General features: G+C 34.2%; 15 protein-coding genes. All 15 read right to left on the reverse strand.

Annotated elements, in window-relative coordinates:
• Positions 1-58 precede the first annotated feature (58 nt).
• Positions 59-952, reverse strand: coding sequence for a permease-like cell division protein FtsX (ftsX, locus tag KM885_RS05760; protein WP_060668033.1), 894 nt, complete (start codon positions 950-952; stop codon positions 59-61).
• On the reverse strand, positions 942-1,628 hold the full coding sequence (gene ftsE, locus KM885_RS05765) for a cell division ATP-binding protein FtsE (protein ID WP_047184741.1): 687 nt from the start codon (positions 1,626-1,628) through the stop codon (positions 942-944). Before ftsE ends, ftsX begins: the two co-directional genes overlap by 11 nt.
• A 243-nt stretch (positions 1,629-1,871) precedes the next feature.
• A complete protein-coding gene (cccB, locus tag KM885_RS05770; protein ID WP_060668040.1) occupies positions 1,872-2,255 on the reverse strand; it encodes a cytochrome c551 in 384 nt (127 codons plus the stop codon).
• A gap of 246 nt (positions 2,256-2,501) precedes the next feature.
• A protein-coding gene (gene prfB / locus KM885_RS05775; RefSeq protein ID WP_111014427.1) for a peptide chain release factor 2 occupies positions 2,502-3,603 on the reverse strand; the annotation gives its coding sequence in 2 pieces (ribosomal slippage) (positions 2,502-3,530 and positions 3,532-3,603; 1,101 coding nt in all).
• Between the two features lie 68 nt (positions 3,604-3,671).
• Positions 3,672-6,188 carry a preprotein translocase subunit SecA gene (secA, locus tag KM885_RS05780; RefSeq protein WP_060668032.1) on the reverse strand — a complete coding sequence of 839 codons (2,517 nt, stop codon included), beginning with the start codon at positions 6,186-6,188 and terminating at the stop codon, positions 3,672-3,674.
• Between the two features lie 313 nt (positions 6,189-6,501).
• Positions 6,502-6,669: a hypothetical protein gene (locus tag KM885_RS05785; protein WP_157851570.1), complete on the reverse strand. Its 168-nt coding sequence runs from the start codon at positions 6,667-6,669 to the stop codon at positions 6,502-6,504.
• A gap of 277 nt (positions 6,670-6,946) precedes the next feature.
• The gene (locus tag KM885_RS05790) at positions 6,947-7,729 is read right to left on the reverse strand and encodes a YibE/F family protein (protein WP_047184743.1); all 783 of its coding nucleotides are present in this window, start codon (positions 7,727-7,729) and stop codon (positions 6,947-6,949) included.
• A complete protein-coding gene (locus KM885_RS05795; protein WP_216883665.1) occupies positions 7,726-8,850 on the reverse strand; it encodes a YibE/F family protein in 1,125 nt (374 codons plus the stop codon). The genes KM885_RS05790 and KM885_RS05795 overlap by 4 nt, the downstream gene beginning before the upstream one ends.
• Before the next feature lie 262 nt (positions 8,851-9,112).
• Positions 9,113-9,667 carry a ribosome hibernation-promoting factor, HPF/YfiA family gene (hpf, locus tag KM885_RS05800; RefSeq protein WP_047184745.1) on the reverse strand — a complete coding sequence of 185 codons (555 nt, stop codon included), beginning with the start codon at positions 9,665-9,667 and terminating at the stop codon, positions 9,113-9,115.
• A 175-nt stretch (positions 9,668-9,842) separates the two neighbouring features.
• Positions 9,843-10,196, reverse strand: a complete 354-nt coding sequence (gene fliT / locus KM885_RS05805; protein WP_047184746.1) for a flagellar protein FliT — start codon at positions 10,194-10,196, stop codon at positions 9,843-9,845.
• A gap of 1 nt (position 10,197) precedes the next feature.
• Positions 10,198-10,602: a flagellar export chaperone FliS gene (gene fliS, locus KM885_RS05810; RefSeq protein WP_047184747.1), complete on the reverse strand. Its 405-nt coding sequence runs from the start codon at positions 10,600-10,602 to the stop codon at positions 10,198-10,200.
• Positions 10,603-10,640: 38 nt separating this feature from the next.
• A complete protein-coding gene (locus KM885_RS05815; RefSeq protein ID WP_216883666.1) occupies positions 10,641-12,116 on the reverse strand; it encodes a flagellar hook-associated protein 2 in 1,476 nt (491 codons plus the stop codon).
• 13 nt (positions 12,117-12,129) lie between these two features.
• The gene (flaG, locus tag KM885_RS05820; protein ID WP_244986921.1) at positions 12,130-12,483 is read right to left on the reverse strand and encodes a flagellar protein FlaG; all 354 of its coding nucleotides are present in this window, start codon (positions 12,481-12,483) and stop codon (positions 12,130-12,132) included.
• Positions 12,484-12,554: 71 nt separating this feature from the next.
• Positions 12,555-12,782, reverse strand: a complete 228-nt coding sequence (gene csrA, locus KM885_RS05825; protein ID WP_047184750.1) for a carbon storage regulator CsrA — start codon at positions 12,780-12,782, stop codon at positions 12,555-12,557.
• The gene (gene fliW, locus KM885_RS05830) at positions 12,782-13,228 is read right to left on the reverse strand and encodes a flagellar assembly protein FliW (protein WP_216883668.1); all 447 of its coding nucleotides are present in this window, start codon (positions 13,226-13,228) and stop codon (positions 12,782-12,784) included. The genes csrA and fliW overlap by 1 nt, the downstream gene beginning before the upstream one ends.
• Positions 13,229-13,324: the final 96 nt, after the last annotated feature.

Raw genomic sequence — 13,324 nt, forward strand, 5'->3', positions numbered from 1 at the left:
AAGCCTTATGTTCCCCTCTATTTAAATAGAGGGGATTGGCTTGAGATCTTAAAGTCTATCAAATCTTAAGGTATTTGCGAATACTCATAACACTTCCCCAAATACCAATAATGGCACCTATTGCTATAATTAGTAAGGAAAGTTGCCATGCAAATGGATTATACGGTAGTACCTCAACAAAGTTAAATGACACTTGATTTGCTACTGCATCTTCTACATAATGGTACCCCACCAAGATGAGTGCGATTGGTATAATCGAACCAAGCACACCATGAAGCATACCCTCAATAAAAAACGGCCAGCGAATAAACCAATTCGTTGCACCTACTAATTTCATAATTCCTATCTCTTTACTACGTGCCATAATAGTAATTTTAATCGTATTAGAAATAAGGAATATAGCTGTAAACACTAATGCAATAATGAGTACAACTCCAATGGTCCTTGCATACTTAGTAAACTTGAACAACTGTTCCACAACTTCTTGTCCAAAAACAACTTTCTCTACATGATCCAAATCTTTAATTTGATCTGCAATCATTTCCGTATCTTGTGGATTCTTTGCTCTAACAATAAAGGCATGGTTAAGTGGATTGTCCTGTTCTAATAATTTCCATGCTTCTCCTTCTTCTCCCATACCTTTAATGAGTTTATTTAACTCGTCGTCATTGGAAGAGAAGAAAACCGTATCCACTCCGTTAATTTCTTCGATTTGCTTTCCTAGACTTTGTACATCTTTTTCATTCGCTGTATGATCGATTAACGTTTGAATTTCAACATCATCTTCAATGTTCTTTGCCATTTCATTTAAGTTCAAGATTAGCGCAAGAAATACTGCAACTAGAATAAGGGTAGTAGTAACGGCACCAACTGAAGCCACCGTCATCCAGCCATTACGAAAGATGTTGCTACACCCTACTCGTATATGTCTTAAAAATGTTCTAAACTTCATATCCGTATTCTCCTTGTTGTTCGTCTCTAGCGATAATTCCATCCTCAATTGCAATAACCCGCTTTTTAAATTGGTTCACAATTGCTTTGCTATGGGTCGCCATAATCACAGTGGTACCACCCTCGTTAATGGACTCGAAAGTTTTCAAAATATCTAGTGACGTTTCGGGATCTAAATTTCCTGTAGGCTCATCGGCAATTACAATCTTTGGACGATTTACAATGGCACGAGCAATGGATACACGTTGTTGTTCACCACCTGATAATTCATCTGGTATCGATTTAGCTTTATTTTTTAGTCCAACAACATCTAAAACATCCATTACACGATTACGAATATTACGTGGAGATTCTTCTATTACCTCTAAGGCAAAAGCGATATTTTCATAGACTGTTAGTTTTGGAAGAAGTCTAAAGTCTTGGTATACTACGCCGATATTTCTTCGTAAATAAGGTATTTTCCTCTCCTTTAATTCCGAGAGATTAATATCATTTATAAAAATTTGGCCACTCGATGGTTTTTCTTCTCTAAAAATTAATTTAACGAATGTTGACTTCCCAGCTCCACTCGGGCCAACAACATATACAAATTCACCTTGATCTATTTTAACATTTACACCACTAAGTGCTGTTACCCCATTTGCATAGGTTTTATATACATCTTTCATTAAGATCATTTTAAAATCACCTTTATAATTTTTTGATTTTCAAATAATGTCGAAAAATATTTTTATTAGACACTCTTTTTCAACAAGTCTTTTACATTATATCATTTTTCGACGAAAAGTTTAGGTATAAAATTATTACATTTGTATTTCATTTGTAAGTAGTTGGTAATAATTGTCAGTTTATGTCTCTATGATAGGATTTTTAAAGAGAAGAAAAAAGCTTATCTACACGACAAGCTTTTTTATGATAATTTATTTTTTTTCTGCTAACCAATTTGCCAAGTTATCTAAATCATCACCTGTAACTTGTTTCTGTGGCGGCATTTGTCCTTTACCGTTTTGAACGATATCTTTAATTTCATCAGCAGAGTATTTAGATCCAACATTTGTTAAATCTGGACCAGCTCCACCAGATAAATCAGCACCATGACACATTGCACAGTTGTTCGCAAACACTTCTTCAGCTGCCGCAGTGTCAACTGCTTCGCCAGCTCCGTTTGTATCCCCTTTATCTTGTTCTTCAGCAGCATTATCATTTGCAGGTGGCTCGTTGTCATTGTTATCATTGCCTGCTCCACCACAAGCTGCAAGTGTTAATACTGTACCGAAAATAATGGCTAATAACCATTTTTTCATCATGTCTTCATCCTCCTATCAATATAAAGTACTTCACTGGTTATTATACCCGTATCCATTTTTTTTAAAAGTACTCAACCATAATACTTTTCTAGAATTTTTGTTGTAATCCAGCATCACCAAGGCTTTTGGATAATTATGGCAAATTTATGAAATAATGGAAGGGGAGGAAAATGATATCCTCCTACTGAAAAAAGCTAATTCAACGGCCAATACCTTGACTTTTGAATTAACTTTTATCCACCATTAATTTATCTGTAATCTTAAATAAGCATCAATAAATGGATCTATCTCCCCGTCCATTACTGCTTGAGTGTTTCCAATTTCTGTATTGGTTCTGTGGTCTTTTACCATAGAATATGGGTGGAATACGTAAGAGCGAATTTGGCTTCCCCAACCGATTTCTTTTTGTTCCCCACGAATCGACGCAAGTTCTTCTTGTTGTTTTTCAATTTCTAATTGATACAACTTGGATTTTAACATTTTCATCGCTGCTTCACGGTTTTTAATTTGTGACCGTTCATTTTGGCACGTAACAATGGTATTGGTAGGAATGTGTGTAATACGAACAGCTGAATCGGTCGTATTAACATGCTGACCACCTGCACCGCTTGCACGATACGTGTCAATTTTTATTTCTTCTGGTTTAATTTCAATGTCAACATCATCATCCATTTCTGGAGTCACATCACAAGAAACGAATGAAGTATGTCTTCTTCCTGATGAATCAAATGGAGAAATACGTACCAAACGATGTACGCCTTTTTCTGTTTTCAAATATCCATAGGCATTATGTCCTTTAATGAGCAATGTTACACTTTTAACCCCAGCTTCTTCACCCGGTAAATAATCCAATGTCTCCACTTTATATCCTTTATCTTCTGCCCAACGCTGATACATTCTTAAAAGCATACTAGCCCAGTCTTGTGATTCTGTACCACCAGCACCTGGATGGAGTTCTAAGATGGCATTATTCGCATCATATGGTTCATTAAGTAAAAGTTGTAATTCAAAGTCATTAATATCATTTAAAAAAGTTGTCATTTCTTCATTTAGTTCATCAAAAAGTTCTTGATCTTTTTCTTCTTTAACTAACTCGTACGATACTTCCATATCCTCATATCGTTCTTCTATTTCCTCAAAACTGCTAATGTAGTTTTTCAAGTTATTGGATTCATTGATCACCTTTTGCGCAGCGTTTTGATCATCCCAGAAATCCGGTTCTGTCATCATTTGTTCCAACTCTTTAACTCTTTCCCTTTTCCAATCTAAGTCAAAGAGACCCCCTAAAATCTTCAATTCTTGAAGCTATTTTGTCTAATTCATGTCTAATTTCAATTAATTCCATCTCATTCACCTCTTGTTAAATTTAAGTAGGAAAGCACTCCTTTAATGGAAAGGGAGTGCTTTCTACAATTATTCATTTTTACCGTGGCAGTTTTTATACTTCTTACCACTTCCACAAGGACAAGGGTCATTACGACCAACATTAACCTTTTTCACGTATGGTTTTCTTACTTTTTTCTTTTCTTCGCTTCCACCTGAAACAGCTTGGGTATTTTTTACTACCTCTTCACGTTGGAGGTTTTCACGTATTTGAGCTTTTAGAATATATTTGACAGCTTCCTCTTCAATACTTGCTACCATATCTTCAAACATATGGAATCCTTCGAGTTGATACTCACGTAAAGGATCGTTTTGTCCGTAAGCTCGTAAATGGATACCTTGACGAAGTTGATCCATTTGGTCAATATGATCCATCCATTTTGTATCAACTGTACGTAATACAATCACTTTTTGGAACTCTTGGAATTGATCTGGTGGTAACTCTTCAGATTTTTGATTGTATTTTTCTTTCGCTTTTTCTAATAAAATTTCTGAGATTTCGTCACTTTCTTTTCCTTTTAGGTCATTAATAGAAACATCTTCTGGATCCATTAAGTTACCATGAGCATAATCGACAATCGCTTGTAAGTCCCAATTATCTTCATCATTATCTTGAGTATGCGTAGATACAATACGGTCAATGGTAGATTTCATCATATTCTCAATAATTTCACGCATATTCTCTGTTGTATCAATTATCTCAAAACGTTGTTTATAGATAATTTCACGTTGTTCCCTTAATACGTCATCATAAGAAAGAACTTGTTTACGGGCATCAAAGTTATTACCTTCCACTCGTTTTTGTGCAGATTCCACAGCACGTGATACCATTTTACTTTCGATTGGTTGAGAGTCGTCCATTCCTAAACGTTCCATCATGCTCTTCAAATTGTCCGAACCGAAACGTCGCATTAATTCATCTTCCATAGAAAGATAAAATTGAGTCACCCCAGGATCACCTTGACGTCCAGAACGACCACGTAACTGGTTATCAATTCGGCGAGATTCATGACGTTCTGTACCAATAACAGCAAGACCGCCTAATTCCAAGACACCTTCACCTAGTTTAATATCCGTACCACGACCAGCCATATTTGTTGCAATAGTAACTGCTCCTTTTTGACCAGCATGCTCAATGATTTCCGCTTCTTTAAAGTGGTTTTTAGCATTTAAAACATCATGTTTAATTCCAGCTTTTTTCAAGTAATTCGAAATTAATTCAGATGTCTCTACCGCAACCGTACCTACTAAAACGGGCTGTCCTTCTTTATGTCTTGCCTTAATGTCCTCAACCACAGCACGGAATTTTCCATCCATTGATTTATAAATAAGGTCCGGTCTGTCATCACGGATAATAGGTTTATTCGTTGGTATCGCAATTACATCCATGTTATAAATATTTCTAAATTCTTCTTCTTCCGTTTTCGCCGTACCAGTCATCCCCGCTAGTTTATTATACATTCGGAAGAAATTCTGGAAAGTGATAGAAGCTAGTGTCATACTTTCATTTTGGATTTGTAAGCCTTCTTTTGCTTCAATCGCTTGGTGCAATCCATCACTATAACGACGACCTTTCATTAATCGGCCAGTAAAGGAATCAATAATGACTACTTCCCCTTCTTGCACCATATAATCCACATCACGATGCATGGAAACATGTGCCTTTAAAGCCTGATTAATGTGGTGAATTAGAGAAACATTTTTTAAATCAAATAAATTCTCAATATGGAAGAATCCCTCAGCTTTATTAATACCCTCTTCCGTTAATTGAACACCTTTTGTCTTCTCATCATACGTATAGTCGTCCTCTTTGAGAGTAACGACAAAGCTATTAGCTTGTTGGTATAAAGTTGCTGACTTTTTAGCCGAACCTGAAATAATTAATGGTGTTCTTGCTTCATCGATTAAAATGGAGTCGACCTCATCGATTATGGCAAAATTAAGTTTCCGTTGAACCATTTGATTTTTATAAAGCACCATATTATCACGTAGGTAATCAAATCCAAATTCGTTATTTGTACCATACGTAATATCACATTCATATGCTTCACGTTTTTCCTCTTTAGATAACCCGTTTGTATTTAATCCAACAGTTAAGCCGAGAAATTCAAAAAGCTCTCCCATTTGTTTCGAGTCACGATCAGCTAAATAATCGTTCACTGTAATAATATGGACACCTTTACCTTCCAGTGCATTTAAATACGCTGGCAAAGTAGAGGCAAGTGTTTTACCTTCCCCTGTTTTCATTTCCGCAATATTACCTTCATGGATGGCTATACCACCAATTAATTGCACAGGAAACGGCCGCATGTTTAATACTCGTTTAGCTGCCTCTCGAACAACAGCGAAAGCTTCCACAAGCAAATCATCCAAGCTTTCGCCATTTTGAAAACGTTCCTTAAATTCCGTCGTTTTTTCTTTTAGTTCATCATCTGATAATTTTTCAATTTGGGGTTCTAGAGCTTCTATTTGATCAACTTTTTTTTGAATTCGATTCAGTTGTTTTTTATTTCCATCACCAAAAATTTTTGTGAGAAATCCTGCCATATATATACGCTCCCTTAGAAAACTCAGCATTCGACAGATCTTTAGTCGAATGCCTTAGTTGCACTTATGCAAATTTTTACGGTGGGGCGAGTAATCGGAACCCCAGGAGGAAAAATTTCCCCATCCGTAGATAAAATCATACTACATCTATTGATTAATAATAACATTTTAGGCTGACCAATGACAACTTTGTGCACATGGAATGAATTGGACAGAAAAATTAAGAAAGAGAGTAATCCGGGGATAGATTACTCTCTTAAGAGGTCATATTTCGCGGAATTTATGGAGAAAATAGGGGAAACTTTCGGGGGAGTTATTTGATAAGTAGTCTCCTTGCTGCAGTATTATTCTGGTTCATTGTTAATTCCGTCATTTTTTTATTAGTGGCAGCCACAATTTTAAGTAATTGGCTGATTGTTTGTTCATGCTGGTGAACCTTCTTTTGTAACTCAAGTAAAACTAATTTATCACGCTCATTCACATCACCACCTCCTAGTTCCGTTGACTTATTTTTACCACATATAGTATCTAAAGTACTAATTGAAGAAATGCAGTTTTGGCTCGATAAAATAAGCATTTTTCTTCAATATTTTCTATAAATTTGCATGATTTTTAAAAACGGAACCCAACGATTAACCATTTTTAAATTTCAGTTAACCATTCGACATTTTTCGCCACGCATATTAAAAACCGTAACATGCTTAAAAAGTAAAAAATCAGTCCAATTTATATGTGCAAATTGGACTGATAAACTTCAATTAAATCTTACTATCACTTTTTTTATCCCTTATTTTAATTAAATAATGTGCATTAATTAGGGATGCGATGGGAATGACCAGAGCTATCCCAATCCCAGCACAAAAAATCGTAATCATCTCAGCACTAAATATTTTTGAATTAACAATATCACCAAAGGAGTAGGATAAATCCTTATACCAAATAAGTAAAGCCATATAACCACCGATAAAAGCGAAAAATAATGTGTTGGTATTGGAACCCAAAATATCCTTCCCAATAGATAATCCAGATGTGAACAATTCCTTTTTCTTAATGGACGGATGTTGGTTAAAAATTTCTTGCATAGGAGATGTTATAGAAATGGCTATATCTGTAACGGCGCCAATGGTACTCATAATAATCACCGCAGCAGAAATTTTAACAAAATCTAACCCAGGATAAAGAGAGAAGATGACACTAATTTCATCCATTTCTTCTTCCCCAAAGCCTTGAATCATGGCCTTCTTTGTTACGATATAAATAAAGAATAATAAAATAGTCACCGTAATAAGGGTAGAAATAAAGGCTGTTACTGTTTTACTATTTACTTCATTAATATAAAAAAGATTGATACAACTTATTACCGTACAAGCAATTAAAGTGATAATAATTGGATCAGCATTTGGATCCATCATAAAAAACACGGATACTAGGATAACCCCAAAATTTAAAAATAAAGAAAGAAAAGATCTTGCTCCTTTTTTTCCACCAATCCATATCATCAATGCAAATAAAATAATTGCCAATAATACTAGTACATTCATGAATTTTCCCTCTTTCGCTTAATAAAGAAAATAGATGTATATAGGCCTATTGGAATGGTTAAAACAATTCCAATGCCACCAGCTAGAGCACGGGCCAGCTCCAATGAAAGATTGATAGAAAGAGTAAAGCCTAGTGGCGAATAATTTTTTAAATATAAAATAAGCATTGGAATGGATCCACTTATATAGGCAAAAAATAAAATATTGGTCATCGTCCCCATAATATCTTTTCCAATTTCCATTCCAGATGCCTTAAGTGCTTTAACCGATATATCGTTGTTTTTGTTATATAATTCAAACGTAGCAGACGATAGTGAAATGGCAACATCCATTACGGCTCCTAAAGAACCAATAAATAACCCTGCTAAAAATATTAGTCGATATGGTCTTGTCAAATATTGCATTTCTTCATAGTAAAGCCCATTCTCAGAAGCTATCCAGATAGCAAAATACGTAATTAAAAGGGAGCTAAATGTTCCTAATAAAGTCGCAATAATAGCTGTATACGTTTTTTCATTAAATCCATTAACAAGTAGTAAAGAAATAATGGTGAATAAAATAACCATTATCCCGCATATCCATAATAAATTCATATCCGTCCTTACGTAAATATCCAATGCATAGGACAATAAAAGGATATTCACCGCTAAACTGATACTGGCAAATAGCCCTTGTTTTTTCCCAACGATAAGTAAAGTAAAGATAAAAATCCATGCCACAATTACAATATATTTATCACGTTTTACATCTGTAATGTTTCCAGTTAATTGCGGGTTTTCTATTGTATTTTTTTCAAATGAAACAAATACCTCATTACCTTTCTGATAAGGTTGATCATTGGCTCTAGACAGTGAATACTTATTTGTTAAATGGATAAGCTGTCCTTTTTCCTCACCATTTTTTATTTCAGCTATAATTTGCTGGGTAAAGATCCGATCATTGTTATCATGTATATCCGTTATATCAGTTGAATCTTCTAGGTCTGTTTGGATGACTTTTGCTATCGGACGTTCATAAAATCCATAGTTGTGATATACAAAGATAATAGAAGTAATAAAGCAAATAAAGATGAATGTGTAAATTAATGGCTTTTTCTTAAATTTGTAAATGATAATACCCACTCCAAACCTTTAACATAAGTGTGACGTTAAAATGCAAGTCCATTCATAGTTTCCAATAATAAATAGATAACAAAACTCCGATGCGGTATTATAACAATGGATAGAATAGCAGTTATAATATTAGTGGTCAAGGGCGTTTATCTTTTAGGCAGGAAATCATCATTTGCTATGCAAGTTGACTTAATATATATTTACATCATAAAAAGGACAACCCCTTATATAAAGAGTTGTCCTTTTAAAATTATTCTATTAATCTTTCATTTTAAACAGTCGGTTCAATTAAACCGTATTTTCCATCTTTACGACGATATACCACATTGGATTCACCAGAACTGTCATTAGTGAATACAAAGAACTCATGACCTAGCATATCCATTTGTAGAATCGCTTCCTCTGGATTCATAGGTTTTAAATTAAATCGTTTGGTACGAACAATTTCAAAATCGTCGTCATCTTCCGTTTCATTATTCATTATTTGTTTTTCCATTTCGGCAAAGGCGTACTTAGGAGCTCCGTTTTGTCGAGATTTGCGATTTACTTTTGTTTTATACTTACGGATCTGTCTTTCTAGTTTATCTACTACTAAATCAATAGCAGCATATAAATCAAGTTGTTGAACCTCAGCACGTAGTAGCAAATTCGTCATAGGTATAGTTACCTCTATACGTTGCTCGTCATTATAGACACTTAAATTAACATGTACCTCGGATGTAAGCGGGGAATCGAAGTATCTTTCCAATTTACTAATTTTCTTCTCTACATATTCCCGTATTGCCCCTGTTACTTCAATATTTTCACCACGAATGTTAAATTTCATGTAAGTGTCCTCCTTTCCTTATACTTAAACTATACTATATTTCGACGTATTTTTCCTGCTTAATGGTGAAGAATCTTTAGAAAAAATTTAAATATTAATTAAATGTTTACTAATTCTTCACATATTAATGATTTATACGTTCTATATTTATTAGAATGGTTAAGAAACATTCCTGTTATTTTTTCTTATCCAAATACATACCGTCCATAACATGTACATTATGATAGGGATTTGTATAGTTCTTATTCGATTTCTTTTGTCTATTCATTTGCTTTATTTCCGTCTTTAATGTAGAAAATAATTGATCCATTAAATGTTGAACCTCTTGATTTAAAAGCACAAGTTTTTTTCCCAACAAGTCCTCTTGCTCTGAAAAAGGTGGAGTTAGTTGTTCTAGGAACGGCTCTCTTTGAAGTAATAAATTATTTAATTGTTCAATTGTCGCTTCTCTTTCATTGGAGGAAATATCTTTATCTAAAATTTGCTTCATTTCTACGGTTATATCAAAAACTGTTTGTAGTTGGTTCATATTATATTTGGGCACCTTGCTTCACGTAGTTTTGTTTCCTTGTTTCGATGAGTACTTGTTTCCATGTGTCCCTAAATTCTGTTACAAAACCTAAAACTTCTTCTAAAATAACCGGATCGTTTTTCACATTAGCTTCTTTTAATTGAAAATGCATATATTCATAGAGTGGCATGATTTGCTTCGATATCTCCGCTTTAGGATCTAAGGTAATCATTAATTCTTGAATGATATTTTGTGCCTTTTGGATGTTTGTATTTTTTGCTTCAAAATTATTACTTCCAATATCTTTCATTGCTTGTTTAATAAACTTCATACATCCATTATATAGCATGAGGGTTAATTCCCCACTAGACGCTGTATTAACAGTATTATTTTGATATGTACTGTATGCTTTATTAGTTGTCATAATTGATTACACTCCTCTTAAAGGGCTATAACTTTAAATTATTGGAAAAAGTTGTTCATTAACATTGCGGATTGATTATTCATCGTTGAAATTGCTTTTTCCATTGCTGTGAATTGGCGCCAATAGCGGGTCTCTATCTGTTGCAAGCGATTTTGGAAGTCATTCATTCTGCTATCGATATCCTTTATTCGCTTTCCTAATGTATAGTTTGATAACGTGTCTGAACTTCTTCCAGCCCGTTCATTGATCTTTGTTTTCATGGTTTCCAAACTATCATCCAGATGGTCCATGATCCCCTTCTTGTCTCCACTCCCAGCAAAAAGTTTATAAACACTATCTGGATCCTTTTGTAATGCTTCTTTCAGCTTTTCCTCATTTATTTCTATTTTTCCACCATCTAAATAGTCTTTCGTAGTAGTTATTCCGATTTGACTAATGACATTATATTCGCCACCTGTATCAACAGACTGGTACCAATTTTGACGTAAATTCGTTAAGGCTGATGTAATGATAGAATCTCCACGAAGTATTCCACTTTTTGCTTTTTCTTCCCAAAGTTCTATTTCTCTTTCCTCTAATTCCTTCTTCTGTTCCTCTGTAAGTGGTGGAAAATCACGATATTTTTCTTCCCGTTGCGTTTTATTCATTAGGTCGATTAGTTCATTGTATTTTTCAACAAACTCTTTAATATGATCTACTGTAGCATCGATATCGTTAGTTAACGTAACAGTTGCTGGAACTCCATCAGTTGTATTCTTAAATTCAAAATTAATCCCGTTTAAAGTATAGTTATTTTCCTTCGTTTCTATTTCATAGGCATCATTGTATTTAAATTTGGCATTTGTTCCGCCTTTTTCATTAGCACGACTCATTCTAAAAATACTTTTAAATACCGAATCTGCTGAACTATCAAATTCGATTTCGTTGCCCTGTTCATTCAAATTATATTTTCCCGTTCTAGTCGTTTCCATGATAACTTTATTTGTATTCTCGTCATAGAACATTCGAATATTATTATCGTCATCGTTGATTCGTTTAATAACGTCTTTTAATGTGTCACCTTGTTTGATTTCATAATCGAAATTAACCGCTTTTCCATTCTTATCAAATGTAGTTAAGGTGAAACTCTGAGTATCTGTATAACCCATTTCCGAAAACAAGTTTGCCTCTGGATCCACTTTAATATCAGCACTCACATTAATAGCAGAAGTCGCTAATTGCGTTACCTCTATCTTATACGTCCCTTCTGGTGCATTCGCGCCGCCAGTAGCTGTTACGGCATTTTCCATCGATGAATGCACTGATTTCGTTTTAAAAGTTTTTGACAGTTGCATGTCAAATGCCATATCATCAATCTTTTGTCTCAATGTATTAATCTCGCGAAACTTATCCCGTTGCCATTCTATTTTCTTCTTATCTTGTTCCATCTTATCAAGAGGGATTTTCTCGGCTTTCATTAAGTCATTAATGATTGATTCCGTATCCATTCCAGTGGCTAACCCACTTATTCTCATATTCATACACTCCTTATACCCTTTTATCAATCAAAAATCCCATAAAATCAGCCATATCTGCATACAAATCTAATAATTTTCTAGGTGGGATTTCTCTAATTATTTCATTTGTTTCTGAATTCACGACAGTTACATAATACCGTTCAAGTTTTTCATGAAATTCAAATTTAATATTTCTTTGCTCTGGTATCAAAAAGTCATTTAGAGCGTTTACTGTTTTTTCTACTTCCGTTTTAACTACTTTAGGATCCATATTTCCTATAGGATTTACCTTTTCTCCCAATGTGATCTTATCCGACATCGTTGAAATTCTACTATATGGAACTTCTAATGTTTGCGTAATTGGCATTAATTTGTCCATTACCATTTTCATTTCTCCCCATAAATGTTTGATCAACATTAATATCGGATATTTCTAACTAAATTTAAACCATTCCCTTAATTTTTATTCGAATCCTTTAATATCCTTAATACATCCAGGGAGATATTAGCCGCTTCATTGTTTTGCTCCTTAATATCCAAGTAAATTTCTTTCCGATGTATTTCCACCGATTTGGGTGCTTCAATGCCTAACTTTACTTGGTCACCCTCGATTCCAAGTACTTTGATTTCTATATCATCACCAATTTGGATAGACTCATTTTTCTTCCTTGTTAAAATAAGCATTATTTCTCCCCTTCCAAAACAAGACTTGGGTTAATTGATGCTTTAGATGGATAATCTTCATGATTTAAAATGTATTGTTTACCGAGCATTTGGTTGGAATTAATCACAATAGGAGCTTTTAAATTGATGGTACTTGAGTGAAACGGGTCCTTTAACGTAACAATGGAGAGTATCACTACTTCGTTTTCACTTTTAATTTGAAGGGTTTCAATCGTATTATCGTCTAAATCAAAACTATAATCCTTATAAAGCAGAAAAGGGTTGATAACGAAAAATGCAGTAAAGTTGGATTGAACCGACTGCAAAATTTGAAACACTGGATTATCCGGTACATCTAATAGAACAAATTGTTTTTCATCAGGAAAACCTGGAATACCGTTAGCAAAATAAATTTGTTTTTGCTCCTCTATTGCGATTTCACCTAAATACTTTGTTTGTAATTTCATTTTTTCTTTTCACCTCTTTAAACTGTAATGTTTATTAGAAAACTTGGCGTTCGCCTAGCTTTTGGGCGAATGCCTTAGTTGCACTTATGCAGGATA

The sequence above is a fragment of the Oceanobacillus caeni genome (assembly GCF_019037185.1).
In the GTDB taxonomy this organism is placed as follows: domain Bacteria; phylum Bacillota; class Bacilli; order Bacillales; family Amphibacillaceae; genus Oceanobacillus; species Oceanobacillus caeni.

What these genes read in the sequence shown, in the direction of transcription:
- fliW (WP_216883668.1), bottom strand. Translation starts at nt 13,228, where the DNA reads ATGAAATTACAAACAAAGTATTTAGGTGAAATCGCAATAGAGGAGCAA.
- ftsX (WP_060668033.1), bottom strand. Translation starts at nt 952, where the DNA reads ATGAAGTTTAGAACATTTTTAAGACATATACGAGTAGGGTGTAGCAAC.
- hpf (WP_047184745.1), bottom strand. Translation starts at nt 9,667, where the DNA reads ATGAAATTTAACATTCGTGGTGAAAATATTGAAGTAACAGGGGCAATA.
- KM885_RS05815 (WP_216883666.1), bottom strand. Translation starts at nt 12,116, where the DNA reads ATGAGAATAAGTGGGTTAGCCACTGGAATGGATACGGAATCAATCATT.
- ftsE (WP_047184741.1), bottom strand. Translation starts at nt 1,628, where the DNA reads ATGATCTTAATGAAAGATGTATATAAAACCTATGCAAATGGGGTAACA.
- fliS (WP_047184747.1), bottom strand. Translation starts at nt 10,602, where the DNA reads ATGACAACTAATAAAGCATACAGTACATATCAAAATAATACTGTTAAT.
- csrA (WP_047184750.1), bottom strand. Translation starts at nt 12,782, where the DNA reads ATGCTTATTTTAACAAGGAAGAAAAATGAGTCTATCCAAATTGGTGAT.
- fliT (WP_047184746.1), bottom strand. Translation starts at nt 10,196, where the DNA reads ATGAACCAACTACAAACAGTTTTTGATATAACCGTAGAAATGAAGCAA.
- KM885_RS05790 (WP_047184743.1), bottom strand. Translation starts at nt 7,729, where the DNA reads ATGAATGTACTAGTATTATTGGCAATTATTTTATTTGCATTGATGATA.
- cccB (WP_060668040.1), bottom strand. Translation starts at nt 2,255, where the DNA reads ATGAAAAAATGGTTATTAGCCATTATTTTCGGTACAGTATTAACACTT.
- flaG (WP_244986921.1), bottom strand. Translation starts at nt 12,483, where the DNA reads ATGGTAATGGACAAATTAATGCCAATTACGCAAACATTAGAAGTTCCA.
- secA (WP_060668032.1), bottom strand. Translation starts at nt 6,188, where the DNA reads ATGGCAGGATTTCTCACAAAAATTTTTGGTGATGGAAATAAAAAACAA.